Below are 26855 nucleotides of genomic sequence, written 5' to 3'. Positions count from 1 at the left end.
CGAGGCACGAGGCTACTCGAAGCGCTCCCCTCTTCCGAAGCCCTCCAGGCTCCACGCCGTCGGGCAGAAGGCATACGTGCCCGTCTGGGCGCCGCCCCCCAACAACAGCCGCAGCAGCGAGAAGCGCCGGCCGCCACCTCCGAACGTCTTCAGCTCGAAGGGCCCCGGCACCTTCGCCAGCTCCATGGCCCGCGCGCACGCCTCCTCGAAGCCGCCCTCCGTCCGGTCCACCAGCCCCGCCGCGCGCGCCCGCTGCCCGCTGTACACCCGCCCCTCCGCCAGCGCGTGGATCTCCTCCGTGGTGCGCCCCCGCGCCCGGGCCACCCGCTCCAGGAAGGCCTGGTAGGTCTCCTCCATCTCCGCCTCCATCAGCTCCCGCTCGCGCTCGGTGAAGCCGCGCGAGGAGGAGAACATGCCCGCGCTCTCGCCCCGGGTGATGAGCGTGCGGTGCACCCCCAGCTTCGCCAGCAGCCCGGAGACGTCGAACTTCCCTCCGAACACGCCAATGGAGCCCACGATGGCGTGCGGCGTGGCCCAGATCTCCCGCGCGCCCAGCGCCGCCATGTAGCCGCCGCTGGCCGCCACCCGGTCCACGAAGGCGATGACGGGCTTCTTCCGGGCCACCCGCTGCACCGCCTCCAGGATGATCTCCGAGGCCACCGCCGAGCCCCCCGAGCTCGCCACGTACAACACCACCGCGCGCGAGCGCCGATCCCTCCCCGCCGCGCGCAGCGCCTTCACCACCGTCTCCGAGCCCGACAGCTCCGGACCCACGCCCGTGCCGCCCTTGCCCGTGACGATCATCCCCGACACCGGCACCACCGCGAGCCGGGGCTTGCGCTTCAGCTTCCGCCACCGCACCGGCGGCCACGGCAGCCGCGCCCGGTACAGCTCCATGGACTCCACCCCCTCCCCCTCCTCGTCCTCGCCGGTGCTCAGGCCCAGCCGTTTCGGCAGGTCCATCTCGTCGCACAGCCCGTCGACGAGCCCCTCGGCCGCCGCGCGCCGGGCACTGTAGGGCCCCACGTCGATCCACCGCCGCACCTCCTCGGGCGTGCGGCGCCGGCCCCTCGCCACGGTATCCACCAGCTCCCCGTAGCGCTCATCCAGGAAGGCCTCCAGCGTGCGCCGCTGGATGTCCGACACCTGGGGGTGCGTGAAGAGCTCGGGCGCCGTCTTGTACTCGCCGCGCCGGAAGAAGTGCGCCTGGATGCCCAGCCGGCCCAGGCCCTCGCCCAGCGCGGTGGCCTCCGCCGCGTAGCCCACCAGCTCCAGCCGCCCCGCGGGGCTGAGCAGCACCTCGTCCGCCGAGCACATCACCTGATAGCCCAGGCTGTCCGTGCTCACCGCCCAGGCCACCACCCGCTTGCCCGCCGCCCGGAAGTCCGCGAGCAGCTTCACCAGCACGTCCCGCTTGGCCGGCGGCACCGCCAGCTCGCCCATCTCCAGGAGGATGCCCTTGATCGCCGGATCCCTCGCCAGGAGGGCGAGGTCCTCGCGCAGGCGCTCCAGGGACGTCACCGTGGCGGGCTCCGGACGCCCCTGGGTACCGAGCAGACCCAGGCGGGGCGCGCGCCCCGGCTCGCGGTAGGCGGGGTCTCCCGACAACCGGAAGCGCACGTAGGAGGGGCGACTCCGGGCCCCCAACAGGCGCAGCGGCAGGCCCAGCAGGGCACGGAGCAACAACAACAGGTTGACCAGGGGAACGAAGAGCAGGCGCACGGCAGCCGCGCCTAGTGGAGCCCGGGAGGCGAAGCAAGCCCTGTTCTTGGCTGCTGTCAGGTCGTGATAGGCTGCCCGCCCATGCACTTGTCCCGCTTCTCGCGTCTGTTGGCCGTCCTCGTGCTCGTCTCGGGAGGCGCCGCCCTCTCCCAGCCCCAGCAGCGCCGGCAGCTCAACTCCTACCAGGACACGGAGATGACCCTGGAGGAGCGCAACGCCGCGCGCGCCCGGCCGAAGTCCAACATCAACGCCTACACCAAGGACATCAAGGTCAAGGAAGAGCCCATTCCCTGGAAGGCCATCGGACTGGCCGTCATCGCCTTCGCCGTCACCGCGCCCTTCGCCTGGCGCGCCTACAAGGGCACCACCCGCGACATCGCCGCGGCCAACACCTTCGGCGTCTCCAGCAGCCGCGGGAGCGAGGACGCCAGCGAGCAGTAGTCCCGCGCCATGCCCGGCCCCCGCTCCAAGACGTGCGCCGCTTGCGGGCGCGTCATCGCCCCGGTCGAGCTGTACTATCGCTTCACCCTCGTGCTCGAGGGGGAGCAGGACGTGATCGGCACCGCCGCGCGGCCGGGCACCCCGGACGCGGAGGATGAGCTCGCCACGTTGCTCAAGCGGCTCGAGAACGGCTCCGAGTCCCCCCAGGAGCTGGAGGAGCAGGTGCACTGGGAACGAGGCGGCAGCGTGTGCGGGGCCTGCCGCGCGGTGGTGGTGCGCACGTTGTCCGCGCCCCCGGACGTGGCCGGGCCCCACTGACTCAGGACGTCACGCCCGTGCCTTCCACCGACACGTCGAGCTGATCGAAGGCATGGCCCAGGGCCACGATGCCCAGGGCCACCTCGGTCACCAGCACCAGCGCCGCGGTGAAGCCCGCGAAGGGCAGTGCCCACACCCCGGCGTCCAGGAGCTGGTACAGCCCGAAGCCCACCACCGCCGCCAGGAACGCCGCGGGCAGCATCCCCACGAGCAACACCACCATCGTGCCCACCAGCGTCAACAGCCGCTGGCCGATGGCCTCCAGCCCCCGCGCCCGCTCGCCCTCGGGCGGCAGCCAGGCCGGAAAGAGCACCACCGCCGCGTTCTGCACGAAGAGCCCACCCAGCGTCACCGCGGGCAGGAGCCACACCGCCCCAGCCCCAGCGCCACCCACAGCTCGTCCCACCCCTCCGCGCGCCACACCGAGCCGCCCACCGCCACCGCCAGCAGCCCCACCTGCGCGACTCCGAGCACCAGCGCGGGCGCGGCCAGCTCCGCGGCCACCACCTGCCGGCCCGTGAGCGGCAGCGCGCGCAGCTGCTCCAACCGGGGGAGATCCATCCGCAGATCCATCCGCACGGCCGACGGGCCGAAGAAGCACAGCAGCACCGCGAAGCCCCCACACAGGGGCGACAGGAAGCCGCTGAGCTGGGCGAGCGCCTCGCCCGGGCTCTCGCCCGAGGCCGCCACGGCCACCCCCCCACCCAGCAGCGCCGCGACGACGAGCCGTCCCACGCTCCCCGTCCGTCTGCCGGCGATGAGGTTCTTCCAGAGGATCGCCACCTCCGGCCGGCCCACCGCCGCGAGCCGGAAGGGCGGCGCGCTCGCCCGCGGGGGCATGCTCCGGCCCCCGCGCTGGGCCAGCTGCTCCCGGATCCGGGCCCGCTCCTCGGCGCGCCCCACCACCGACTCCTCGAAGGGCACCGCCGCCTTCATCACCCACGCGTAGTGCACGGCGAGCAGGCCGAGCCCCAGTGGCAGGCGCCGCAGGAAGGCGCCCACGTCCTGTGCGAGCGGCAGGGCCACCAGCGCGCGCCCCGGCCACAGCGCCGGCGACGTGCTCAACGCGAGCACCCACTGCCGCAACATCAGGGGATTCCACCCCTCCTCCGGAAAGGGATGGTGGCTCAACGCCTCCATGGCCGCGCCAATCAGCACGGCGCACACGGCCGTGAGCAGCACCCAGCGCACCACCGTGCCGGACGTGCCGCGCCGGGCGAGCCGCGTGCGCATGAAGGAGGCCGCCGTCACGTGCAGGCTCACCGTGGCGAGCGTCACCGTGGTGCCCAGGAAGAAGAGCACGGGGTGCGGCGTGAGCACGCGGCTGACGAACACGGTGGCGGCGAGCGCTCCCACGGCCGCGCCCCCGAGCCCCCGCGCGAGCTTGAAGTGCAGCAGCTCCCGCCTCGACACGGGCGCGGGGAAGAGGTGCTGGACTTCCGTCTCGCTGAAGGACAGCGCGGGCCGATCGGGCCCCAGCGCCCAGGCCGACAGCAGCGTGCCCAGCATGGCCGTGCCGAGCATGAACTCGCTGAAGAGCCGGGCCATGGGGGACACCACGCCCCACTCCTGCTGGTAGCCCAGGCGCCGCAGGAACAGCGAATAGACATACAGCGCGCCGACCAATGCCCCCACGAGGTACTTCGGCTGGCGCAGCCGCCGTACCTGGTGCAGCACGCGGTTGCGCGCCGAGGCCGCCCAGAGGAACACCACCGCGCGCGCGAAGCTCATGTCGCCTCGCGCTCCGGCCCGGGCGCCGCGCTGGTGATGCGGATGAAGAGCTCCTCCAGGGACGCGCCCGCGGCCTCGGGCCCGCTCAGCCGCGCGCGGATCTCCGGCAGCGACCCCAGCGCCACCACCCGCCCCCCGGCGATGATGAGCAGGCGGTGGCACAGCTCCTCCACCAGCGGCAACAGGTGCGAGGAGAGCACCAGCGCCGTGCCCTCCTCCGCGCGCCGGCGCAGCGAGGCCTTCATCCGGCGGATGGCCAGGGGATCCAACCCCGTGAGCGGCTCGTCCAGGATGATGAGCCGCGGCGTGTGCAGGAAGCCGCACGCGATGGACAGCTTCTGCTTCATCCCGCGCGACAGCTCGCCCGGCAGGGCCTTCTCCTTGCCCGTGAGCTCCATCTCGTCCAGCAGCGCCCGGGCGCGCGGCTCCCAGTCCTCCACGCCATACAACCGGGCCACGAAGTTCAGGTGCTCCCAGACGGTGAGGTACTCGAAGAGGCGCGGCTCGTCCGGCAGGAACGCCAGGGAGCGCTTGGCCTCCACCGGATGCTGCGCCAAGTCATACCCCGCCACCGTGATGCGTCCGGCCGACGGAGGCAGGATGCCCGCCAGGCAGCGCAGCGTGGTCGTCTTCCCCGCGCCATTGGGCCCCACCAGGCCGAGCACTTCGCCCGGAGCGAGCTGGAACGTCACGCCCTGTACCGCCTTCACCTCGCCGTAGGTCTTCTCCAGCCCACCGACCCGCAGCACCGGCGCCGTCACCTCGCTCATAGGGGTGACAAAATACGCGCCCCCCCAGGGGGTTTCCACTGCGGGCGGCGGGCTCGAACCATTAGGGTACGTCCCCCCTTCGGAGCAAAGCTGCCCGGTGCGCACGAGCTGGTGAGCCCTTTTCCATGACGCCCATGACACCCATGACGCCCGCGAAGACCGTGAAGACACTGCTCACCCGCCTCCACACCGCGTACCCGGAGGCCCGCTACGAGCTGAACTGGACGACGCCGTATGAGCTGCTCGTGGCCACCGTGCTCGCCGCGCAGTGCACGGACGAGCGCGTCAACCGCGTGACGGCCACCCTCTTCCAGAAATACCCCGGAGGCCCCCAGGCGCTCGCCGACGCGGCGACGGCCGAGCTCGAGGAGGACCTGCGCCCCACGGGCTTCTACAAGCAGAAGACGAAGGCGGTGCAGGCACTCAGCCGCGCACTGCTCGCGGACTTCGGCGGCGAAGTGCCCCGCACCGTCGAGCAGCTCACCACCCTGCCGGGCGTGGCGCGCAAGACGGCCAACGTCGTGCTCAACACCGCCTTCAACCTGCCCTCGGGCATCATCGTCGACACCCACGTGGTGCGCGTGAGCCAGCGGCTCGGACTCACCAAGAAGAAGAAGCCCGAGGAGATTGAACAGGAGCTGATGAAGCTCGTCCCCAAGGAGGAGTGGACCTTCCTCGGGCCCGCCACCGTCCTGCACGGCCGCTACACCTGCATGGCGCGCAAGCCCAAGTGCGACGCCTGCCCCATGGCCGACTTCTGTCCGAAGCTCGGGGTGGAGGAGGCGCCGCCCGGGTAGCACGCGCCTACGGCTGGGGGAGGACGCCCTCGATTTCCCGCACCTCGTCCGCCGAGATGTTGTTGCGCTCGCAGAACGGGAGGATGTCCTTCTCGAGGCGAGGCACTTCAGCGGGCGGCGCGGGCCACCCGGGCGAAGTGGTGGGCGAGCCGCTCGAGCCACTCCCGGTTCTCGCCCTCCGCCGCGCGCAGCTTCGGAAGCTGGGCGCGCAGCTCGTCCACGTTCTTTTCGTACAACTCCACCAGCTCCTCCGCGCCCTGGGTGAGCCAGCGATCGAGCTCGTCCGCGGTGAGCTCCAGGTGGAACTGGAGTCCATACGAGTCACCGAGCCGGAAGGCCTGCTGGGTGTAGCGATCCGTCGAGGCCAGGAGCGTGGCGCCCGGCACCGGCTTGAAGGTGTCCTGGTGCCAGTGCGCCACGGTGGCTCGCGGGCGCACGCCACCGAGCACCGGATCCGCCAGGCCCTCCTTCGTCCAGCGCACCGGGGCCACCCCCACCTCCAGGCCGTTCTTTCCCACGAAGACCTCGGAGCCCGCCGCGGCCGCCAGCAGTTGCGCGCCCAGGCACAGGCCCAGCACGGGCCGCGAGAACGCGAGCCGCTCGGTCAACAGCGCGAGCTCCTCCGAGAGGAAGGGGTGACGCTCGGCCTCGTAGACACCCATGGGGCCTCCAAGCACCACCACCAGCTCCGCCTCCACGTCCTCGCGCTTGACGCTCCGGAAGCGCTTGACGAGCGTGAACCCCGCCGCCTCCAGCGCTGGACCGAGCATTCCCGGGCCCTCGTGCTCCTCGTGCTGCATGACCACCGCGCGCATGGCTCTCCCCCTCGATGGATGGGCAAGGTCGTCCGTGCAATCTACCCATTTGGCGCTACAGTGGGGGGCTGGTTTCCCCCGAACCCACCCGAGTCCCCTCACGAGATCCGTCCCCCGCCGGAGCTGTCATGAGTGCCCGCCTCACCTTCGATGATTCGCTCTGGCCCCTGGTCATCTTCCGCCCCACGGGCGTGATGACGAACGCCCAGTTCGAGGAGTTCCTCACCCGCTCCGCGTCCTACCTGGAGCGGGGCGAGCCGTACGTCAGCATCACCGACGCGCGCCAGACGGGAATGCCCCCGCGCGATCAGTCCCGGAGGCTATCGGAGTGGCTCGACGCGAACGCGGACCGGCTGCGCGAGCGCGTGCTCTGCAACGCCATCGTCGTGACCTCCGCGGCCGTGCGCCTGTCGATGAGCCTCGTCTTCCACCTCAAGCCCCAACCAATGCCCCACCGGGCCATGTCCGACATGGAGTCGGCCCTCGAGTACGCGCTCGACAAGCTCCGGGAGGCGGGGCGCGTCGCCGACGCCGAGCGCATCCAGCGGCACTTCGCCACGTCCAACACCCACGTGGGCTGACGCCCGTCCACCTCAGTCTCCCGGCGCCTCGTCCGGTGCCCGCGCGCAGTCCTCGTGACGCAGCGGCTTCTTCACCTGCTTCGTCACCAGCTCGCCCCTGGGCGCGGAGAAGGTCCAGGTGCGGGCGTGCAGCTCGGCGCGCGGCCCCGTGTCGCACGTCGGGTCCGTCAGCCACTCCTCCAGCACCACTTCGTTGCGGCCCCCCTTCAGGCGCTTCGCCTCCGACGAGATACCTTCCTCCGGAGGCTCGACCACCGTCGTCGTGACATCCTCCTTGCCCAGCAGCCCGAGCACGAGCAGCCAGCCGTGCCGCGCCCCCGCGCCCTCCCCTTCGATGGAGCGGAAGAGGGTCGCCACGAGGCTGCCCCCCTTGGCCCACACCCGGGCGCTCCCTCCCAGCGACCAGCCCGGCACCATCGCCGGACACGCGCGCGGCTCCCCCTCCTCCCACATCACCCAGCGCGTGGTCGCCAGCGGCTCCAGGGCCTTGAACACCTTCGCCATCTCCGCGCCCGAGGCCCGATCACACACGCCCAGCACCACGGCATGGGTGCCGGGCCGCAAGCCGGGGACCTCCGAGCCCTCGATGATTCGGGGGAAGCCGGGCCCGAGCTCCACCACGCGCGCCCAGCTCTCCGCGCGCTCCTGGTAGGACGACAGGACGGACTCCGCCTCCTCGCGCGTGCGGCCGCCTCCCCACATCAGCAGCGTCCGCTCGCCGAGCGAGCCGATCGGCGGAAGCTCGGGCTGGGCCGCGGCCCGCGGGGACAACAGCCACACGACGACGAGGAACAGGAGGCGCATGCGGCCGGGCATCATACGGCCCGCGCGGACCCCAGGGGATGGTCCGCGAGCGCGCTCGGGGACCAGGCCAGTTGCTCGACCCGGAGCCCGGGCAGGGCGCGGAACAGCAACCAGTCCCCGCTGCCCGCGAGCGGCCCCTTCACCAGGTGCCCGGTGTCGAGCACCTGCCGGCCAATGGGCGTGGAGGAGTCCTCGAGCGCGAGCTGGAAGCGCACCCGCTCGTGCCGCCCATCCTCCAGCACCACGCCGCCCTCCACGCACACGCTGTCGTCGCGCAGGAACACCCGCGAGGCCTCCTCCACCCGGCCATAGGAGTTGTCCGCGAGGATGAGCTCGAAGCGCCCCTCGCGCAGCACCGAGGGACAATCCCCGCTCGGGGTATGCCCCACCACGAGCCGGTGGATGCCCTCGTGGGCGAGCGCCGCGATGAGGCCGGCGGAAGGCAGGCCGGGATGGTTGTTCGCGTCGGCCATGCGCCCGTACACCACGCTCGCGGGGTTGACGCGCTGGCCCGGAATGGGGGCCTGGTAGGCGATGAGCGGCTCCCAGCCCGGAACGCCGCCCTCCAGACGGCCCTCGGCGAACGCCGCGAGCTGCTCGGCATACCAGCCGTTGAGCGCCTCCCGCCACGCATCCACCCCCTCCACCCGGCCCCGCGAGGGCACGAAGCCAAGGCTCTCCTCGCGCACGCCGCCGTGCACGAACAAGGTGTTGCCGATGCGGTGGGCCAACTGGCACACGGTGAGGTAGTCGCGCAGCACGCCCCCGGGACCCAGGTCCTCGAGGAAGCTGTCCACCACGTCCTCCTCGCTCACGGCGCTGTCTTCCCGGGCCAGCTCGGCCTGGCGGAACTCGAAGGCCCCGCGCGCGCCCATGGTGTTCGCGAAAATCCACCGCAGGAGCTCGGGCCGGGGCGCGCGGCGCATGTCCTCGGGCGTGCGCGCCAGGGGGTGTCCGTTCAACTCGCGCACCAGGCGCAGCTTGTTGATGTCCCGGTTGCCCGCCAGCAGCACCACCTGCGTGGGAAACTCGCGCCAGGCGTTGAGCAGCGTGCGCACCACCCGGCGCCCGTCGGGACCCCGGTCGAGCGCGTCGCCGCCATAGACGAAGGTGGCGCCCGGCCGGACGACGAGCCGCCCCCCATGCTCGAGCGACACGTGGGGGTTGTCCCGGCAGAAACTGGCCAGCTTCTCCCAGAGCCCCTCCACGTCCGTGAGGTAGGCAACGGGATGAGCGGCGGGGGATTTCTCTGGCAGGGAACTCGCCATGTGGGGAGCGTGCCCTGCCGCGAGGGCTTCGTCACCCCTCTTCGTGGGGGCAACGAAGCCCCATGTCCGCTCTACGGGCAGGGCGTTCCGCAGATGATCTTTCCGGTGACGGGATCCTTCCAGCACGGCGGCTGGCAGTCATCCGCCTGCACGGACGAGGAAGCAAAGCCCATTCCCAGGGCGAGCACGGCGGCGGCGAGGGCGATGATGCGCTTCATGAGGAAGCTCCTGGAGTGGAGGGGTTCACTGCTCTTCCCATTCTACCCAGGGAAACCGGGATGTTGTCGGAAAAATGCCAACACCGCGCGGCGTCACGCGAGGTCCCGGTTCAGGGAAACCTCGCGTGTACCCCCTGGAATTGTTGTCTGGCGAAAACCAGGACCGTGGGAATTGACCTCCCGAAGACAATCAACTGTCCAAGGGAACAGGGGCGAGGCCCGCGCACATGCGGAAATAAAAGGACTTGTTACCCAGACTCCGGGCCGAGACGACACGGACCCCGGAGCGAGGGCGCCCCTTCCCTCCCCGAACGATGCACGCGATCCGATTCATCCCGAGCGAGGTGTTCATGAAAGCACTCACGTGTGTGGCGGTGCTCGCGCTGGGCGGCACCGTCCTGGCGCAACCCCCACCACCCCCGAAGTCGTTTCCCCTGGGCGTCTCCCCGGTGCTGTACGAGCTCTCCGTGCCTCCGGAGCGGCGACCCACCGCGTCACAGATCGCCCTGGGCGAGAAGCTCTTCAATGACAAACGCCTGTCCGCGGACGACTCGGTGAGTTGCGCGACGTGTCATGACCCCAAACGCGCCTTCACGGATGGGCTCCCCCGGTCCGAGGGCATCAAGAAGCAGAGGGGCCAGCGCAACAGCCCCACGGTGCTCAACGCCCTCTTCAACGCCACCCAGTTCTGGGACGGGCGCGCGGGCTCGCTCGAGGATCAGGCGCTGCTGCCCATCATCAACCCCATCGAGATGGGCATGCCCGACGTGGAGGCCGTGGTGGCCAAGGTGAAGGGGCTGCCCGAGTACCCGCCCGAGTTCCAGAAGGTGTTCGGCCGCGAGCCCACCTCCGAGGATCTCGCCACGGCCATCGCCGCGTTCGAGCGCACGCAGTTCTCCGGCAACGCCCGCTTCGACCGCTTCCTGGCGGGTGACTCCAAGGCGCTCAGCGCGGCGGAGAAGCGCGGGTGGGCGCTCTTCAACGGCAAGGCGCGCTGCAACAGCTGCCACGCGGGCAACGCCGTGTCCCCCCTGTTCTCCGACCAGAAGTTCCACAACATCGGCATCGCCGCGCACCAGCACGACTTCACCCAGCTCGCCGCCGAGGCCCTGCGCGTGGTGCGCACCGGAGACGCCAGGCAGATCGACGAGCTGGCCATCCAGACCAACCTGTCGGAGATGGGCCGCTTCCTCGTCACCAAGAACGAGAACGACATCGGCAGCTTCAAGACGCCCACCCTGCGCAACGTGGGCGTCACCGGCCCCTACATGCACGACGGCTCGCTCGCCACCCTGTGGGACGTGATGGACCACTACAACAAGGGCGGCATCCCCAACCCCTTCCTCGATGGAGGCATGCAGCGGCTGGGCCTCACCGAGCCGGAGATCGACGACCTGGTGGCCTTCCTCTTCGCGCTCACGTCGGAGGACCTCGCGGCGCTGGAGAAGAAGGAGCTGGCGAGCCAGCGCGCCCGGAAGAACAAACGCCCCGAGCGCGATACCGCCGTGGCCCTGGGCAAGAAGGGCAACCTCGGCGACCTCGGGCCCAACCCGGATCTCTCCATCTCCAACCCCGCCGATCGCGGCTTCTATGGGCCCGTGGGCCCGTCCTCGGAGAAGTGACCCATGAAGCACATCAAGAGCATCGAGACGAAACACCACGAGGAGCGCGACGCCTTCTTCGAGGGCCTGCGCCGGTTGGATCGCCGCGGCTTCATGAAGCTCGCCGGCCTGTCCGCGGGCATCGTGGCCGCCAAGAGCCTCATCACCCCGCACAGCTTCCAGCTCGTCAGCGTGGCCGACGCGGCCCCCTCGGCCCGGCCCCGCTTCACCTTCGCGTACATCTCCGACACGCACCTGTACAAGAAGGAGCTCAACGATCGCTTCGTGCGCTCCATCCTGCGCGCGGTGGATGACGTGAACCGGTTGGATCCCCAGCCGGACTTCGTCCTCTTCGGCGGAGACCTGGCGCAGCTGGGCAAGAAGGAGGAGCTGGACCTGGGCCGGGAGATCCTCAAGTCGGTCAAGGCCCCCGTGCGCATGATGGTGGGCGAGCACGACTGGTTCCTCGACATGGGCGAGCACTGGCGCACCAACTTCGGCGAGCCCCAGTACTCGTTCGATCACAAGGGCGTGCACTTCGTCACGCTCCTGAGCGTGAACGAGAAGGACTTCTGGACCGAGCGCGGCATGACGCCCGAGGAGCGCATGCAGACGGTGGCGGGGCTCGACAACGGCGTGCAGTCGCGCTTCGAGGTGGGCGCGGCGGGCCGCGAGTGGCTCAAGCAGGACCTGGCCCGCGTGGACAAGAAGACGCCCCTCATCGTCTTCAGCCACTCGCCGCTCTACAAATACTACCGGCCGTGGAACTTCTGGACCGAGGACGCGGACGAGATCCAGGCACTGCTCAAGCCCTTCGAGAACGTGACGGTCATCCACGGCCACACGCACCAGATGCTCAGCAACCAGATCGGCAACATCCAGTTCCACGGGATGCTGTCCACCGCGTGGCCGTGGCCCTACGCGCCCGAGGGGCTGCCCTCGCTCACGGTGCAGATGAACCGCGCGGATCCCTTCAGCAACTTCGACGGGTGCGGCGACGGCCGCTTCGACGTGACCGCCGAGGGGCTGGCGGACAAGCTCTACAACCTCTGGGACCGGGATCCCGTCACGGTCCGCTCCAGCTACCTCGCGTCCAAGGGCAAGAAGGACCGCCCGGCCGCGACGAAACTGCCGTCCTACTAGGAGCCCACACCATGAACGCACGCAAGACATCCGGCATCGTGGCGCTCGGCGCCCTCGGTCTGCTGTCGCTCGGAGCCGCGTCCGCGAAGGACGCGTCCACCCCGGGCACCTCCCCCGCTCCCGCGACACATCAGGTTCCCCGCTCGGCGGAGGGCAACGTGGTGATCGCCCTGTGCGACGGCGAGACGACGCTCGAGGTCAAGGGCGTGAAGGATCCGGCGCAAATCGACAAGAAGCAGGCCCAGGACATCTCCGATCAACTCATGGCCGAGTGGCATCGCAAGAACCCCCAGGCGAACTGGGATCCGGTGCCCCCTCGCGTGGCCCTGGCCCAGCCGCCCACGCCCCCGCCGGCCGCGAAGTCTGACGTGAAGAAGCAGGGGGAGAGCGCCGCCTCGGACGCGGCCGCGGTCGCCAGGCAGAAGGGCGACCAGGAACAGGCGGGCCATACGTACGGAGCCTTCGGCGCCCGGGACGAGGCGCTGTGGAAGGCCTCGGCCGAGCAGATGGTGAAGGAGGGGCACCGGGTGTTCCATGACTCCAAGGAGCTGGGCAGCACCGTGGCCATCTCCTGTGACATGTGCCACCCGGACGGGGCGAACACGCACCCGGAGACCTATCCGAAATACCAGGTGCAGCTCGGCCGTGTGGCGCTGCTGCGCGACATGGTGAACTGGTGCATCGAGAACCCCGTGCGCGGCAAGCCACTCGCCGAGGATGACCCGAGGATGAAGGCCATGGAGGCCTATATCTTCGCCCAGCGCAAGGGCGTGAAGCTGGAGTACGGCAAGCACTGAGCGGCGGGGAGCGTGCCGCCTCTGTGGGGGGTGACCATGGCTTGGAACGAGGTGCTGGAAGGCTCGGGGGTGTGGGTCCACGCGTATGAGGTCCGGCACTTCGGGCCCACCAACGCGTTCGCCGTCCAGCTCCACCCGGGAGAACTCGCGGTGGTCAGCCCGCCGCCGGTTCTGTCGGACGCGGACCACGCCGCGCTCGGGGTCCACGGCCGGGTCACGGCGATTGTCGCCCCCCACTCCGGGCATGATCTGGGTCTGCCCGCGTGGCAGGCCCGTTATCCCGAGGCCCGCTCCTACGCGCCCTCGGCGGCGCTCGCCGCCCTGACCCGGCCCGGCCTGAAGTCCTTCACGGACCTCTCGGGCCTGCCCACCCCTCCCGAGGTCATCTTCCGCGAGCTGCTCGGATCCAAGAATGGAGGCACCCTGGTGCGCGTGCTCCGGGGAGCGCGGCCCGTGCTCTATATCGACGAGCTGCTGGGCAACCAGGCCGCGCCTCCACCCCACCCCTTCTGGAAGTTCGCCTTCTGGGTGAGCGGCAGCGCTCCGGGGTTGCGCATCAATCGCATCTTCAAGACGGTATTGTGCACCGAGCCCGGGCGGATCGCGCGGACCCTGCTGGAGGCCTTGGAGGGTGAGCCCATCCTCGTGCCCGCCCACGGGGCGCCGCTGCGCCGGGCCGAGGATGTCATCCGCGCCCGGGCCCTGCTTCAATCAATTGCATCATGAGAGGAAATCAAGATCCTCATAGCCCAGTTAGTAGGCGATGCAGTCGAACTTCTCGATGACGGACCTGAACGCTTCCTCGGTGGTCTTGCGGCGCCTGGCGAGGGCCGGGGCGTAGAACGTTACGGCCGTTGTGCGGGGAGGATCCCTGTATTGTCCCTCCACGATGATCGGTCGAAAACCTCCCGGCCACAGGACGCTATTGAGTTCGCGGGCTCGCCCAATGGGGTCCAAAATGGTGAAGCAGGGCCACTTCGGGAAGCGGATGGCGGCAGGGTCGCAGCCCATGATGCGGCAGCCATCCAGGCGGGCCTCGGTGAAGTCGCAGTCCTCGATGGAGCCGTGTCCCGCCTTCTCTGAGTAGTCAGGCCAGTGCCCGAAGTCGCAGCCCGACAGGCGTCCCTTGAACCGACACCCCGTCAAGGAGGCGAACACCCACTGTTGGTGGTTTTTCAGTTCCTGCTTCACCTCGAAGGTGCAGTCGATGAACCGCGTGCCTTCGTCGAAGAGCAGATTTCTGCCGGAGACCTTGAGGACCAGGGCGCATTTCCTGAAGGTGACATTGGAGCCAAGGAAATAGAGCGACCCCTTGTCCGTCAGCTCCAGCCGCTCGTTTTCAATCTCTCGGTCCTCGTAGAAGACCTTGTTGTAGAGCATCCGTCAGCCTTTCAGAAGGTGATCATCCGGAAGAACTCGCCCGCCATGCGTCGGCCATGCCGCGCCAGGTTCGAGTCCGTGCCAGAGAGAATCTCGTACTTGTAGCCCCCAGGGACTTCCACATCGACCCCCTTGTTCCGGCTGAAGTTGTAGAGATGTTTGAACTGCTTGCTGACTTCGTCCTCCACGAAGCGTCCCCGAGCCTCTCGCTCCAGCAGTCGCGCCAGCCAGTATTCGCCCTGCTTCAGAGCCTCGTCGATGGCGTCTCGCTCATTGCGCGAGAGCCTGTGGGGCCCCCACTTCCTGGCGGCCTGGGTGACGGCCTCCTGGAGCGTGTTGCCCACCTTGTCCTCGGCGGGAATGTCGGCGGCTGATTTTCCGCGAGGAAGGTGCCAGCGCTGCCCATCGCTGAGTTCCACCTGCCGGTTGCCGCCCCGGTGGCGAATGACGGTTTCGGCGGAGCGGCCCCCAGGGGCCTGCCCTGCTCCACGGCCCTGCCCCTTCTTGAGCATCACCACGGCGATGGGGCCCTGCGGGGAGGTGGCCACCGTGTCCACCGCCGCCACCGCCTGGGCCAGGGCGCCCTCCGTCGCGAGCGCCGCCTCCGTCACCTCCAGGCGCCCCATGACAGCGGCGCCGCCCTGGGCCTCGAACTGCTTCCCCGCGAGGTTGAAGCGCGGAAGCGACTTCACCCGCGGCAACACCTGCCCCAGCGTATGCCCACCGAGCGTGGCCACGGCGAGAATCATGGCCCGGGCCGCGTCCTCGCCCAGCACCTTGCCGAAGTCCTCGCCTGCCGCGTGCAACTCCTCGAAGGTGGTGGCGTGGTGCGCCGTGTCCGCCATGCGGGCCCAGCCATCCATCAGCCCGTACAGCGTCTCGAGGCCCACGTAGCCCATCAGCAGGAGGGTCATGCCGGCAGCCAGTGCCTTGCTCGTGGGCTCGGGCACCACCCACATCATGCAGTAGAGCGCTACCGTCCAGACGACCGTGGAAACGAGCATCCGCACGTCCAGCAGCTCGTGCACCAGGGCCCCGCGCGTCTCATCGAGGACGTGGCCGAAAGCCAGCGCCAGGGCGAACGCCCGCCGGTCGTCGGTGCGCAGATAGGGCCCGTCGTCCAGAAGACCCAGGCAGTCACCGCCTCCTCGGGACACGCACCACTGGAGGTACCTGGCCCTCAGGGCTTCATCCGCCTCGGAGGTGAGCACCACCGGGCCCTCCTGGCGCTCGGGTACCAGGGTGTAGGCCTGGTCACGGTACACCTCCAGCAGCCAGTCTCCCTGGCTGTCCACGGTCTCAACGCCCTGGGGTGGCGGCAGCAGGTGGAGCAGTTCCCGGGCTGCCGCTTGTGGAGTCTTCGTCCCCAGCCGCACGTCGCGCGAGAGGCGCAGGAAGGCTCGTTGGAACTCGGCCTTGGGGATGGGCACCGCCCGGGTGGCGACGGCGCCGGGTTGCAGGAAGTCCACGTCGTACACGGTGGCGGACTCGAGGCCAGGCTCCGCCATAGCGGCCACATGCTCCTGGGGCGCCGGTGGGGGCGTCAGCGAGGTGGAGCCGTGGGCCACGAAGTTGCCCCGTGGGGTGTCCGTGGCACATGCCAACTGGGAGAGGACGAGGAGAGCCCAGGTGCTAACGCAGGGGCCCAGCCGCGCGCCCATGGGGCGAGCGCCAGGAAGACGGGTGGACACGGCGCACCTCCGGAAGCGACGCAGCCAACAACCGTCGCTCCGGAACTACACGAAAATGCGGTTGTGCCCGTCAAGAACTGAGCCGGGCATAGGTCCTCGTGGAGTCGGTCGAGCCCACTTTTAAGGTTCGACCGTGCTATACTACCTGCTTCCAATGATGACGTACTTGGTCCACTGGATGCGAACGCTCGGCCTGCTCACGCTGCTGGCCGGGTCCATGACGGCAAGAGCCCGACCCAACCTGCCCCATCTTCGAGAAGCTCCGGTGTACAGGAGCATCCATCTCATGGAGAGTTCCGAGTCCGCGCCACCGGAGGTGTACGTGTCGCGAGAAGGGGTGACGACGCTTCGATTCGAGCAGCCCTGTGATCCGAGCAAGACCAGGCTCTTGGCATGGGAAGGTCACTTCGAGCCCCTTCTCGTTGGCGGAAGATCCGTGGTCATTGTTCCGCTCAAGGATCTAACTCCGGGAGACCGTTTCTTGCTGATGGTCACGCTCATGGATGGCACGGAACTGTCCTTCACCGTCATAAACAGCAAGACCTCCTGGGATGGCCAGGTGGATGTCTACGCGGATGCGAATTCTCCCGAGACCATCCGGGTGCTGCTCGAAGAGAATCAGAGGCTTCAAGACGAAAACCGCCGTCATCATGAGCAAGGGACATCGATTGATCATGCCCTCGCAGCTCTCATTGCGAGGAATGAGGTTTCGATGACCCCGTTCAAGGAATTGGAAAAGACGCTGTTGCATGAGGACGGAGCAGAAATCCTGATCTCTTTGCTCATGACGAAAGAGAAGATGCCGAAGAGGAAGGTAGCCATGGTCTTCACTGTGACGAACAAGGATCCCGAGAGGCCGTGGGAATTGATGGACGCTCGCCTCTCGGCGCTGGCTACTCAGGAGGCCAAGGCATTTGCCCTGCGAGAATTCCCAGACTCAATCGCTCCGGGTAGAACAGGCCGTATTGTCATGGTCATCGACTTGTCTGAATTGGACCCCAAGAAGGACGGCGACCAACTGGTGTTCGAGCTTTTCAGAAACGGCGGGCGTCAGCAGAGTCGCGTCGTCATGAATTACAACGGCCTACTGCGCTGACCTGCGTACCCATTTCCTGCTTTGTGGATACAGCCGGGAAGGTTAAGACACCTCCATGCGTCCTACGACAGCAGTACTATTCTCGACAATCACCCTCGCCGCATACCTCTGTCTCGGCTGCGCGGGCTCAGGTGTTTCGCGCAGACCGGATGGGAGCCCCGGACCGCAGAAATGCCCAGACAAGGCGCTCGAAGCCATGCGGTACCTACAACTCCGGCCTGGGGACAGTTCAACTGCCGAAATCGATGCGAACCAAAGCAGCCAGAGCCCTATCTCGCTCAATGATGGCCCCGTTGAGAGTTACTTGACCGAAGACCTTGGGCCGTTTCCTCCTGTGACTCGTTTGTACGGGCAAATCTGGACCGGTGGGCCCAACGTGGTCATCCGGTATTATGAAGCGCGTCCTCCAGACGGTGAGCCGGTGCCCATCTGCGCCGTCGCCCGATTGGGTCACGGTGGACTTTTGAAGAAACCGGGTTCACTTCCTGGAAACGCCGTACTCGAATTTTCTCGTGCAGGGATTTACATCGTCGACAACTTTCGTTGAGCGCGCATCTGAACGTACGAGCCCTCACCGTGACGGACCAAGAACAGCTTGTTTGGCGGCGACTCGAGCAACTGGAGCAGCGTTTACTGAATCAGGGCGAGGCGCTCGAACTGAGTGAGGAGACCCGTGCCCTGCTGAGTGGAGGCGCCCGACTCGTGAATCCTAGCCCCGAGGATACGGAGGACGCCCTGCGTGGTGTCTCGACGGCGACCACCCTCCTGCGGGAGATCGGTCGTCGTATCCGGGACGGCTCCGTGCGCTTAGGCACTGTAAAAGAATAAATTGACCACCTTCATTCAGCGGCCTACTCGGAGGCCAATCATAGACATTGGCAACATTATTTATTTACGGCGCCTTAGTTCGAGTTTCGCACTTTTGATGCGCTGAGAGAGGAAGAGAAGAAGGGGCTGAAGAGTGGGCTGCTCCTCATGCGAGCTGGCGGCAGGAGGGCGAGCAGGAGGGGCGAGAGGCGCCGCAGGACGTTAGAAGTCATCCACTGCAAGCTGATGGCGGAGGTGGGGAGCGTCGAGTCGAGCTGGCTGTCCCCTCTCGCCAAGGGGACACCATGTTCTTGCCGGATTCCTTCCTCCAATTGCTCCTGGCGCTGGGCGCCACCATGAACGCGCCCACGCGGGCCTCGTGGGTGACGGTGGTCAAAGGCTGGCTGTTCGCTGGACGCCGCACTCTGACGGGGGTCCTGGTGGCCGCTGGAGCCGTGGGCGACAAGCACCACTCGGCCTATTACCGGGTTTTCGCCACCGCCCGCTGGAGCCTGGATGCATTGGGCCTGGCGCTCTTCGCCCTGGCCAGGCCCTTGCTTGAACCGGGCGCAGTGCCCCTCACTCTGGACGATACCCTGGCGCGCAAGCGGGGCGTGAAGATGTTTGGCACGGGCATGCACCATGACCCGTTGGCCAGCAGTCGCCAGTGCGCTGTCCTCAGCTGGGGGCACTCGTGGGTCGTGCTGGCCGTGCGCGTGCAACTGCCTTGTGTTCCAGGCCGCTATTTCAGCCTGCCGCTCCTCTTCCGCCTTTATCTCAATCGCAAATCCGCAGCGCGCTGGCGCCTGACTTATCGCACGCGGCCCCAGCTGGCTGTCGAAATGCTCAAGTGCTTGAGCAAGGGAGTGCCCGAGCGACGCTTTCACGTGTATGCCGACTCGGCCTACGGCGGACAGAGTGTTCTGGCCCATCTCCCTGACCGGTTTGACCTCACCAGCCGAATGCCATTGGATGCCCGGTTGCACGCCCCTGTCCCCGCGCGCCGGACGACGACTCGGGGTCGGCCTCGCCGGCGTGGGCCTCGCTTGCCCAACCCGGAACAAATGTTGGAAAAGCAGAAGGCGCGGCACCTGACGCTGCGACTGTATGGACGTCAAGACAAGGTGCGTGTCGTCGAGGGGCTGGTGTATTGGTACAGCGTTCCCAACCGTCTGCTCAAGGTCGTCGTCGTCGAGCCCCTGACGGGAAATCGACCCGTGCAAGCTTTCTACTCCACCGTCTCCACACAGACGGCGGAGGAGGTGTTGCAGGGGTACGCCGGACGATGGTCCATTGAGGAAGCCTTCCAAGGAAGCAAGAGCCACCTGGGTTTCGAGGAGCCGCAGGGTTGGAGCCGCTTGGCGGTGCGGAGAACCGCTCCTATGGCCATGCTGCTCTACAGCCTGACCGTGCTGTGGTTCGCCAGAGAAGGGCACACCCACTACGAGCCTCCCTTCCGCCCCTGGTACCGCCACAAGGTGCGCCCTTCCTTCGCCGACATGCTCACCACCTTGCGCTACGCCTGTTTGCGCTCGGCATTTTCTGCGACCCCGCGCGATGAGCAGGGTCAACAAAAACCGCTCCTCCTCCTCCCGGGCTCCTCCCAAGCGGCGGCTTGAGCCTCGCCAGAAAGTGCGAAACTCGAACTTAGGGAAGGTGGATTCCCAAGTCGATGCCCTGCGCGACAATGGCGACTTCGCTGACGCGCGGAAGGTGATCGAGGATGCTCTCACGGCCGAGGTCGTTCCCCACTACCAGGAACAGCTCGAGATCCGGCTCGATTATCTGGCGACATTCGAGACGATCTTCCTGACCGGGCAGGTCGAACAGGACTTTCACCCGTGGGGACAGATCCGAGCTTTGGCACTTCGGGTTCAGCGAGGCAAAACGCTGGAACTTCGCGACGATCTGCGCGACTTCCTGCGGCGGACCGCTCCTACCGTGGCCATCAGCGAGACCGAAACGGAAGAGTCGCTCAGGATCGTGGGGGGCACCGAGGCACTCCTGGCGGTGATGTTGAAGCGCATGGACGACGGAAAGCAGCGGCTTTCACAAGCTCTTCACCGGATGATCCGTTGTCAGGAAGCAGGAGATCTCGAAGGGGCACGTCATCAACTGCGAACGGTGCTGGCCGTGGAGATTGTCCCGCAGTACCGCCGCATGGCCGAGGAGAACCTGAGGAGCCTGGACGTACTGCCCTCGGCGTCGTGACCTTATTGGCGGAGACTTCGTCTCCGCGGCAGTACGACTCTCCGGGAGGTGTCGCGCGACTTCGGCATGGCCCAGTCAGTAGACGATGCAGTCGAACTGCTCGATGACGGCCCTGAACGCTTCCGCTGTGGTCTTGCGGCGCCTGGCGAGGGCCGGGGCGTAGAACGTCACGGCCGTTGTGCGGGGAGGATCCCTGTACTGCCCCTCCACGATGATCGGGCGAAAACCTCCAGGCCATTGGATGCTGTTGAGTTCACGGGCTCGCCCGATGGGGTCCAAGAAGGTGAAGCAGGGCCACTTGGGGAATCGGATGGTGGCAGGGTCACAGCCCATGATGCGGCAAGCATCCATCTGGGCCTCGGTGAAGTCGCAGTCCTCGATGGAGCCATGCTGATACCACGGCAGGCTCATGTATTCAGGCCAGTGGCCGAAGTCACACCCTGTCAGCCGCCCCTTGAACCGGCAGCCCTTGAGCGACGCGGCCACCCAGCTTTGGTAGTTCTTCAACTCCTGCTTCACCTCGAAGGTGCAGTCGATGAAGCGAGGCTGCTTGAGGCTCAGGCGCCGAGCGGACACCTTCAGCACGAGGGTGCAGTTCCTCAGCGTCAGGTTGGGGCCCAAGATGTAGTTCGCCTTCGTGTTCGCCAGCTCCAACCGCTCGTTTTCGATTTCCCGGTCGTTGAAGACGACGTTACCGAGCGAATCCATCGCCGCCCCTTTCAGAAGATGAGCATCCGGAAGAACTCGCCCGCCATGCGCCTGCCATGCCGCGCCATATTCGACGCCGTTCCGGAGAGGATCTCGTACTTGCGACCGTTCGCCGGGTCAACCACGTCGACGCCCTTGCTCAGGCTGAAGTCGTAGAGGTGCTCGAACTGCGTTTTCACCTTCAGTTGTACGTAGCGCCCACGAGCCTCTCGCTCGAGCAGTCGCGCCAGCCAGTATTCGCCCTGTTTCAAGGCCTCGTCGATGGCGTCTCTCTCGGCTCGCGAGAGCTTGTTGGGTCCCCACTCGTTCGCGGCCTCGGTGACGGCCTCCTGGAGCAGGTCGCCCACCTTGTCCTCGGCGGGAATGTCTGCGGACGAGCCTGCTCATGTTGGGGGTCCCGGAACCGCGCGCGAAGGTCCTGGTCGAGCGCCGACCATGACGGACCGGCGTTCCTGCTCGAGGCTGCCGGAGCAGGCGGCGTGTGCAGTGCCCCCGGGAAGGGGTGTACCTCAGTTCGCGACGGCCCTCGCGCGGCGCGCAGGATCGGTGAGGCGGGTCAGGCCCGCTCTGGTCGTACCAGGCGGCGGGTTCGATTCCCGCCGCCTCCGCTAGAAGTTGCCCGCCGCCTTGAGTCGAACTCACTCCTAATGAGGAGGCGCGGATCGCCCTGGGGGACCAAATTGGTTCTTGTCGGACCAAATTTGGACCAAATCCGTCGGCGTATAGGCGGGATAGCGTATAGGCGGGAGAGAAGCCATGTGGAGGGTGAGGGCTGGAGCGGAGAGGCCGAGAAGGACCGCTGCCGGGGCTAGCAAGGCCGCGCGCCGCGCCAGTACACGGGACGGTGCAACCCCTTGGGGCACACCCCTGCCCAGGCCGCCCTCGCTTGAGGAGAGAGGCAGGGGAGTTGGGGCGTGTTGACAGCGGCTGCGCCAGGTTGAGCACCACGCCCGCTGGGGTGGTCCCCGGGCCGGGGCCCGCTTCAGAGCCTGCGTGGGAAGTGCCAGGTGCTCCAATATCGAGCGCACCCCAGCGGGGGCCGTCACATCCGCCAGCACCTTTCGCCTACCGAGCACCTGGTGGGTGGGCAGGGGAGCAACCGTGGACGCTCCAGGCATGTGACTGCGAGTGTGGCCTACCGGCTCCGAAGGTGTGTTACCACCCTCCCCGAGAACAGGGTCGGCGTCCACCTGCACCCCGTCCGGGGGCACCCAGGGGCGCTGACCTCCGACAAGAAGAGGACCCATGAAGAACGATTGGACGCGGGCCGCGACGCGGGGACCCATGCTGCTGCTCATCGCCAGCTGCCTTGCCGCTGGACCCGTGCTCGCGCAGGTCTCACCCCAGAACTGGCAATTCAAGGTGAGCACCACCAACAAGGTGACGTGGGTGGAGTCGAAGGCGTATGGCTCGTGGCAACCCCAGAGGACACCCAGCCTGGCGAAGGCCCTCATCTCGACGGGCCCTGGGGTCGTGCAGCCCCCGGGCAAGAGCACCCACTTCCTCCAGTTGGATCTCCTGTCCGTGAACTATTTCGGCTCGGGAGGCCACATCGGGGTGATGGCGCGAGGAGACCTCTACACCCCGTCGCCGGTCTACCAGTCCACCCCCTATCCCTTCCGAGGCCAGGGCGTGATCCTCGGGGACGTCTCTGGCTACCCCACGCACTTCCACCCAGGCGTGGGATATGGCTTGCAGTGCGGTGCCCCTCCCGTGACCAACACGATCGCCATCGAAGCCGCCGGAGACCACACCTTCGGCTACTGGCCGCCCAACTGCGTCTTCGGGTTCGACAGCTACGGCCCGGCGATCCAGAACGGCAAGCAATACCGGGTGACGATCGCGGCCACGTACCATGACGACGGAGGGGGACTCGGGCATTACACCACCTCCTGGTCTCTGTGGGATCTCGACACCTGGACGTATCTCGGCTCACGTCAGGTCTCCTACACCTACGAGAAGCAGCTGCTGAACGGCCAGCCCGTGGGCGGCTGGTTCATCGGGGAGCTCTCCTTCCACGACAATTGGGTCTTCTATCTCAACAACGTCTCGGACTGGTGGCAGTAGAGCACCCCGGTGGTGTGTGTCTGGCCTTCGTTTGAGCTCGTGAGGAGAGAGCCGATGTCGAAGCTTGGAGTCGTGCGCGTGGTGGTGACGGGCGTGATGGTGACGGGCCGGCTCGGAATGTGACGCCGCGTCCCTTGCTGTGCCCCTCTCTTGCACAAGCGGCCTGAGCCGAGGTCCAAAATGGCGAAAGTCGAGTCAGATGATCCGGCAGGACTCCTCGAAGCTCAGCCGCGGTCCGCGCGGGTGGAGCTTCGACTCATCGCCATACCCCAGCGTGCAGATGAAGTTCGACTTCCAGGTCGTCCCCTGGAAGAAGCGCTGGTCCACCAAGGTGTTGTCGAAGCCCGACATGGGGCACACGTCGAGCCCCAGCGCGCGGGCCGCGAACATCATGTACGCCCCTTGCAGCGAGCTGTTCCGGAAGGCCGTCGCCTCGCTCAAGCGAGCGTCATTGGCGAAGAGCGCCGTGGCGTCGTAGGCGGGGAAGAGCCTCTTCGAGTGGTCGAAGAAGCGCTCGTCGAAGGCGACGATCACGGTCACCGGGGCGGTCCGGATCTGCTCGATGTTGGAGCCCATGACGCACGGAACGAGTTTTTCCTTCTCCGCCTCGCTCCGCACGAACAGCAGCCGGGCGGGCATCGAGTTGACCGAGGTCGGTCCCCATTTCATCAGCTCGTAGATGGCCTCCAGCGTGTCCTGGGTGACGGGTTGGTTCGTCCAGTGGTGGTACGATCTGGCGTGGGTGAAGAGTTGTTTCACGGACTCGGGCGAGATGGGCGGGCGCATGTCGTGCTCCTTCGAACAGGCTCACCGCGAAGATGCCCTCGGGACGCCGGTCTTGATAAGGCCGGTGAATCCGGACAGATTCTCCGTCCGGGCGGACAATGGGCATGGACCTCAATGCGGCGCTTGTCTTCGTGCACGTCGTGAACAGTGGCAGCTTCACGGGCGCCGCGCGCGCGCTCGGCATTCCCGTCTCCACCGTGAGCGACCGGGTCGCCGCGCTCGAGGCCTCCTTCGGCAGCAGCCTGCTCACGCGGACGACGCGCACCCTCAAGTTGACCGACGTGGGGCGCGAGTTCTTCACGAAGGCCGAAGCCGCGGTGAATGCACTTCTCCGCGCGGGCGAGGAGGCCTCCCAGGCGCAGAAGAGCCCGACCGGCGTCTTGAGAATGACGGGACCGAATGATTTCGCGACCCGGGAGATCGCGGAGTCGATCGCCGAATACCGCGCGAGATTTCCGGGCGTCCGGGTCGAGACCCATTTCAGCAATCGCGCTGTCGACTTGATCGCGGAGGGGTTCGACATCGCGATTCGCGGCGGCCACCTCGACGACTCGAGCCTCATCGCGAAGCGAGTCGGCGCGGGATGCCAGGTGCTGGTGGCGAGTCCGGCCTACCTGCGCGGTGCTCCCGCGCTCGACGCTCCGAGAGAGCTCTCCCGGCACCCGCGCATCGGCTTCCTGCCGAGTCCGAGGAATGGCGCGGAGCCGCTGTGGGTGCTCCAGACCGCCGAGGGCAAGACAACCCGCGTGAAGCCGGAGCTCACGAACACCTCGACGTCGTTCGCGCTGCTCATCGCTTTGGCAAAGGCCGGCGAGGGCATCGCGCTTCTTCCGGAGAACTTGATACAGGACGAACTCGAGGAGGGCGCGCTGCTCCGGGTCCTTCCCGAATGGTCCACGGCGCGCGCGCCCGTCCACCTCGTCTATCTCCGCCATCGCTTCGCGTCGCCGAAGATCCAGCAGATGCTTCCCATCCTGGAGCGGCGGCTGCGAGCGCTGCTCACCCCGCGGCCCGAGCGGAGGGGAAGGCTCCCCTCGGAGTGACGCGGGTGGCCACGGTTCAATCCGCCCGGTGAGCCGCGTGACGACCGGATCGGCCAGCACGACGACTTCCTCGCAGTTTCTCGCTGGCTACAAGTCGTCTGACACCTTTTCCGGCTCGACTATCTGGCGACATTCGAGACGATCTTCCTGACCGGGCAGGTCGAACAGGACTTTCACCCATGGGGGCAGATCCGAGCCCTGGCTCTCCGGGTTCAACAGGGCCAATCGCTGGAACTCCGCGATGACCTGCGCGACTTCCTGCGGCGAACCGCGCCTACCGTGGCCATCAGTGAAGCCGAAACGGAAGAGTCGCTCAGGACCGTGGGGGGCACCGAGGCACTCCTGGCGGTGATGTTGAAGCGCATGGACGACGGAAAGCAGCGGCTTTCACAAGCTCTTCACCGGATGATCCGTTGTCAGGAAGCAGGAGATCTCGAAGAGGCACGTCATCAACTGCGAGCAGTGCTGGCCGTGGAGATTGTCCCGCAGTACCGCCGCATGGCCGAGGAGAACCTGAGGAGCCTGGACGTACTGCCCTCGGCGTCGTGACCTTATTGGCGGAGACTTCGCCTCCGCGGCAGTACGACTCTCCGGGAGCGGAGTGTGCGCCATGAGCAAGCAACACCACCGTAACCTTGACCGCTCGGCAGGGTTTGCACTGGCAAAAAATCGTAAACCGGGTATTCATCTGCTTACTCGCGTAGCAGCCTGCCTGAAGTACCGGTTCTCGAAGCCGTTTTGAACGAAGCCTTTTTGCTGTAAGAGTGGGCGCCAGCGATTGCGCTTCCATGCGCGTCACAAATCCACACATCAAGAGAAACAAGAACAATTCATGATGAAAGCCTTCCGGAGTAGGACGTTGGGGGTTCACCTGCGCATGTCGTCCATGGCCATCCGCTTGGGGGTACTGACCGGCCTGATAGCGGGACTGACGATCTCGGCACAGGCGCAGGCGCAGACGACCCCTAGTCGGATGCACATCACGGACTTGGAGGTGGATTACGACCTGGACCAGATGACCATCCATGGCCGCAACTTCGTCACTTCCACCGGACTCGCGCCCAGCGTTTACCTCATGGATATTGGGGTGCAAGTCAAGACCTATACCCCTTACACTGTCGTCGTCGCCCTACCTCCGGTACTCATGCGCTCCGGCTCTTACCGGCTAACGATGTCGACCGGCTCCAATGTAGAACAGAATGACTCCTTCGATGTGACTCTGGGCGCGGTGGGACCCAAGGGCGAGAAGGGTGAGAAGGGCGACACCGGTCCGCAGGGGGTGCAGGGCATTCCGGGCCCGCAGGGTCCCAAGGGTGACACCGGTCCGCAGGGGGTGCAGGGCATTCCGGGCCCGCAGGGTCCCAAGGGCGACACCGGTCCGCAGGGTCTCAAGGGCGACACTGGTGCTCAAGGGCTTCAGGGCATCCCCGGCCCTGGCGCGAGAGTATTCAGTACGCCTTTTTCTACTCTCACGTCGGTGGTCTCTAGTTGTACTCCAACCGCAGTCATGGACCTAGCGTGTAGGTCAGCAGTCCACCGGTATTGCGCACGGAATGGATATGCGACGGGTTTCGGTCCTTTCGAACACGGCGCCGGAAACGTGGCGTTCGCCTGTGTGAAGTAAGACCGCGTCTAGTAAAAATGCGTTTGTTACGAACGTTCATCAACTGTTGAGGAGATTGATGACGTGAGTCGCATGGGGCGGTAAAGTCGCCTTCCGGCTCCAGTACTCCTCGCCAATAGAAGGGCCCGGACTCGCGAGACGATTCCGGGCCCTTCGCCTTTTCCTCAGCCTCCTGGGGCCTCGCATTCTTCTTCGCGGATGTTCCTAGGGACGTTGGAGCGGACGGCGAGCGGCGCGCATGCGGTGGAGCACCTGATATCCGAGCCCTCGGTACAGCCGCACTGCGGGTTCGTTCTCCGCTCGGGCGACGAGGTGCATCACCTTCACCTCGTCCCAGGAGAACATCCACCGCAGTGCCGCCGCCACCAGCTTCCTCCCCAGTCCCCGGCTCTGGGAGTGGAGGCGGCGGTTTCGATTCCCGCCGCTTCCACTAGAA

At 67.0% G+C, this 26855-nt stretch carries 30 protein-coding genes; 16 read left to right on the top strand and 14 right to left on the bottom strand.

Annotation, left to right across the window (positions count from 1 at the left end):
• Positions 1-12 precede the first annotated feature (12 nt).
• Entirely contained in the window at positions 13-1722 is a 1710-nt protein-coding gene (sppA, locus tag CYFUS_RS25510) for a signal peptide peptidase SppA (RefSeq protein ID WP_095987599.1), read from the bottom strand.
• 81 nt (positions 1723-1803) lie between these two features.
• On the opposite strand from sppA, the gene CYFUS_RS25505 reads away from it, so the two are divergent.
• Both CYFUS_RS25505 and CYFUS_RS25500 read left to right on the top strand, forming a co-directional pair.
• Positions 1804-2163 (top strand): hypothetical protein, encoded by a 360-nt coding sequence (locus CYFUS_RS25505; protein ID WP_232536787.1) that lies wholly within the window; start codon positions 1804-1806, stop codon positions 2161-2163.
• A gap of 9 nt (positions 2164-2172) precedes the next feature.
• Positions 2173-2481, top strand: coding sequence for a hypothetical protein (locus CYFUS_RS25500; RefSeq protein WP_095987598.1), 309 nt, complete (start codon positions 2173-2175; stop codon positions 2479-2481).
• A 1-nt stretch (position 2482) separates the two neighbouring features.
• Here the strand turns inward: CYFUS_RS25500 and CYFUS_RS52935 are convergent, their stop codons facing one another.
• The 3 genes from CYFUS_RS52935 to CYFUS_RS25490 are packed head-to-tail and all read right to left on the bottom strand — an operon-like array spanning position 2483 to position 4982.
• A complete protein-coding gene (locus CYFUS_RS52935) occupies positions 2483-2851 on the bottom strand; it encodes a hypothetical protein (RefSeq protein ID WP_232536786.1) in 369 nt (122 codons plus the stop codon).
• Positions 2830-4212, bottom strand: a complete 1383-nt coding sequence (locus tag CYFUS_RS25495; RefSeq protein WP_232536785.1) for a putative ABC exporter domain-containing protein — start codon at positions 4210-4212, stop codon at positions 2830-2832. Before CYFUS_RS25495 ends, CYFUS_RS52935 begins: the two co-directional genes overlap by 22 nt.
• A complete protein-coding gene (locus CYFUS_RS25490; protein WP_095987597.1) occupies positions 4209-4982 on the bottom strand; it encodes an ABC transporter ATP-binding protein in 774 nt (257 codons plus the stop codon). The genes CYFUS_RS25495 and CYFUS_RS25490 overlap by 4 nt, the downstream gene beginning before the upstream one ends.
• Before the next feature lie 134 nt (positions 4983-5116).
• Here CYFUS_RS25490 and nth point away from each other — a divergent pair, with 134 nt between their 5' ends.
• Entirely contained in the window at positions 5117-5779 is a 663-nt protein-coding gene (gene nth, locus CYFUS_RS25485) for an endonuclease III (protein ID WP_232537827.1), read from the top strand.
• A 107-nt stretch (positions 5780-5886) separates the two neighbouring features.
• Here nth and CYFUS_RS25480 read toward each other — a convergent pair whose 3' ends face one another.
• Entirely contained in the window at positions 5887-6594 is a 708-nt protein-coding gene (locus CYFUS_RS25480; RefSeq protein WP_095987596.1) for a glutamine amidotransferase-related protein, read from the bottom strand.
• Between the two features lie 128 nt (positions 6595-6722).
• On the opposite strand from CYFUS_RS25480, the gene CYFUS_RS25475 reads away from it, so the two are divergent.
• Positions 6723-7175, top strand: coding sequence for a hypothetical protein (locus tag CYFUS_RS25475; protein WP_095987595.1), 453 nt, complete (start codon positions 6723-6725; stop codon positions 7173-7175).
• Between the two features lie 12 nt (positions 7176-7187).
• Here the strand turns inward: CYFUS_RS25475 and CYFUS_RS25470 are convergent, their stop codons facing one another.
• From CYFUS_RS25470 to CYFUS_RS51815, 3 genes are all read right to left on the bottom strand, one after another.
• Complete coding sequence (locus CYFUS_RS25470) at positions 7188-7979, bottom strand: hypothetical protein (RefSeq protein WP_095987594.1); 792 nt, start codon at positions 7977-7979, stop codon at positions 7188-7190.
• Positions 7980-7990: 11 nt separating this feature from the next.
• Positions 7991-9247: a hypothetical protein gene (locus CYFUS_RS25465; RefSeq protein ID WP_095987593.1), complete on the bottom strand. Its 1257-nt coding sequence runs from the start codon at positions 9245-9247 to the stop codon at positions 7991-7993.
• A gap of 71 nt (positions 9248-9318) precedes the next feature.
• The gene (locus CYFUS_RS51815; RefSeq protein WP_198316058.1) at positions 9319-9465 is read right to left on the bottom strand and encodes a hypothetical protein; all 147 of its coding nucleotides are present in this window, start codon (positions 9463-9465) and stop codon (positions 9319-9321) included.
• A gap of 350 nt (positions 9466-9815) precedes the next feature.
• On the opposite strand from CYFUS_RS51815, the gene CYFUS_RS25460 reads away from it, so the two are divergent.
• The 4 genes from CYFUS_RS25460 to CYFUS_RS25445 are packed head-to-tail and all read left to right on the top strand — an operon-like array spanning position 9816 to position 13732.
• Positions 9816-11087, top strand: coding sequence for a cytochrome-c peroxidase (locus CYFUS_RS25460; protein WP_232536784.1), 1272 nt, complete (start codon positions 9816-9818; stop codon positions 11085-11087).
• Between the two features lie 3 nt (positions 11088-11090).
• Entirely contained in the window at positions 11091-12209 is a 1119-nt protein-coding gene (locus CYFUS_RS25455; protein WP_095987592.1) for a metallophosphoesterase family protein, read from the top strand.
• Positions 12210-12220: 11 nt separating this feature from the next.
• Entirely contained in the window at positions 12221-13006 is a 786-nt protein-coding gene (locus CYFUS_RS52930; protein WP_232536783.1) for a c-type cytochrome, read from the top strand.
• 36 nt (positions 13007-13042) lie between these two features.
• Entirely contained in the window at positions 13043-13732 is a 690-nt protein-coding gene (locus tag CYFUS_RS25445; RefSeq protein ID WP_157758652.1) for a hypothetical protein, read from the top strand.
• 27 nt (positions 13733-13759) lie between these two features.
• On the opposite strand, the gene CYFUS_RS25440 is transcribed toward CYFUS_RS25445, so the two are convergent.
• Entirely contained in the window at positions 13760-14386 is a 627-nt protein-coding gene (locus CYFUS_RS25440; protein WP_095987590.1) for a pentapeptide repeat-containing protein, read from the bottom strand.
• Positions 14387-14397: 11 nt separating this feature from the next.
• Entirely contained in the window at positions 14398-16077 is a 1680-nt protein-coding gene (locus CYFUS_RS25435; protein ID WP_095987589.1) for a hypothetical protein, read from the bottom strand.
• A 154-nt stretch (positions 16078-16231) separates the two neighbouring features.
• Here CYFUS_RS25435 and CYFUS_RS25430 point away from each other — a divergent pair, with 154 nt between their 5' ends.
• The 4 genes from CYFUS_RS25430 (at position 16232) to CYFUS_RS25405 (ending at position 20191) form a co-directional block, all read left to right on the top strand.
• Positions 16232-17173 carry a DUF2381 family protein gene (locus CYFUS_RS25430; RefSeq protein ID WP_332468437.1) on the top strand — a complete coding sequence of 314 codons (942 nt, stop codon included), beginning with the start codon at positions 16232-16234 and terminating at the stop codon, positions 17171-17173.
• Positions 17174-17749: 576 nt separating this feature from the next.
• Positions 17750-18001 carry a DUSAM domain-containing protein gene (locus CYFUS_RS25420; RefSeq protein WP_095987586.1) on the top strand — a complete coding sequence of 84 codons (252 nt, stop codon included), beginning with the start codon at positions 17750-17752 and terminating at the stop codon, positions 17999-18001.
• A 284-nt stretch (positions 18002-18285) separates the two neighbouring features.
• Positions 18286-19599, top strand: coding sequence for a transposase (locus CYFUS_RS25410; RefSeq protein ID WP_095987584.1), 1314 nt, complete (start codon positions 18286-18288; stop codon positions 19597-19599).
• A gap of 37 nt (positions 19600-19636) precedes the next feature.
• Complete coding sequence (locus CYFUS_RS25405; protein WP_198316056.1) at positions 19637-20191, top strand: DUSAM domain-containing protein; 555 nt, start codon at positions 19637-19639, stop codon at positions 20189-20191.
• A 75-nt stretch (positions 20192-20266) separates the two neighbouring features.
• Here the strand turns inward: CYFUS_RS25405 and CYFUS_RS25400 are convergent, their stop codons facing one another.
• Positions 20267-20899, bottom strand: coding sequence for a hypothetical protein (locus CYFUS_RS25400; protein WP_095987582.1), 633 nt, complete (start codon positions 20897-20899; stop codon positions 20267-20269).
• A gap of 11 nt (positions 20900-20910) precedes the next feature.
• Positions 20911-21246 (bottom strand): hypothetical protein, encoded by a 336-nt coding sequence (locus CYFUS_RS25395; RefSeq protein ID WP_232536782.1) that lies wholly within the window; start codon positions 21244-21246, stop codon positions 20911-20913.
• Between the two features lie 898 nt (positions 21247-22144).
• Between CYFUS_RS25395 and CYFUS_RS25390 the strand changes: the two genes are divergently transcribed.
• Entirely contained in the window at positions 22145-22966 is an 822-nt protein-coding gene (locus tag CYFUS_RS25390) for a hypothetical protein (RefSeq protein WP_095987581.1), read from the top strand.
• Between the two features lie 195 nt (positions 22967-23161).
• Here the strand turns inward: CYFUS_RS25390 and CYFUS_RS25385 are convergent, their stop codons facing one another.
• Positions 23162-23752, bottom strand: a complete 591-nt coding sequence (locus CYFUS_RS25385) for a malonic semialdehyde reductase (protein WP_095987580.1) — start codon at positions 23750-23752, stop codon at positions 23162-23164.
• 104 nt (positions 23753-23856) lie between these two features.
• Here CYFUS_RS25385 and CYFUS_RS25380 point away from each other — a divergent pair, with 104 nt between their 5' ends.
• From CYFUS_RS25380 to CYFUS_RS52925, 3 genes are all read left to right on the top strand, one after another.
• On the top strand, positions 23857-24795 hold the full coding sequence (locus CYFUS_RS25380; protein ID WP_232536781.1) for a LysR family transcriptional regulator: 939 nt from the start codon (positions 23857-23859) through the stop codon (positions 24793-24795).
• 123 nt (positions 24796-24918) lie between these two features.
• Positions 24919-25344: a DUSAM domain-containing protein gene (locus tag CYFUS_RS25375; protein WP_332468436.1), complete on the top strand. Its 426-nt coding sequence runs from the start codon at positions 24919-24921 to the stop codon at positions 25342-25344.
• A gap of 283 nt (positions 25345-25627) precedes the next feature.
• Positions 25628-26419 (top strand): IPT/TIG domain-containing protein, encoded by a 792-nt coding sequence (locus tag CYFUS_RS52925; RefSeq protein WP_095987577.1) that lies wholly within the window; start codon positions 25628-25630, stop codon positions 26417-26419.
• Positions 26420-26623: 204 nt separating this feature from the next.
• Here CYFUS_RS52925 and CYFUS_RS25365 read toward each other — a convergent pair whose 3' ends face one another.
• Positions 26624-26800 carry a GNAT family N-acetyltransferase gene (locus CYFUS_RS25365; RefSeq protein ID WP_269770278.1) on the bottom strand — a complete coding sequence of 59 codons (177 nt, stop codon included), beginning with the start codon at positions 26798-26800 and terminating at the stop codon, positions 26624-26626.
• Between the last annotated feature and the right edge of the window lie 55 nt (positions 26801-26855).

The organism is Cystobacter fuscus (assembly GCF_002305875.1).
Classification (GTDB): domain Bacteria; phylum Myxococcota; class Myxococcia; order Myxococcales; family Myxococcaceae; genus Cystobacter; species Cystobacter fuscus_A.
Note: the sequence above shows the minus strand (reverse complement) of the source record. Positions and strands in the feature narration are given on the sequence as shown.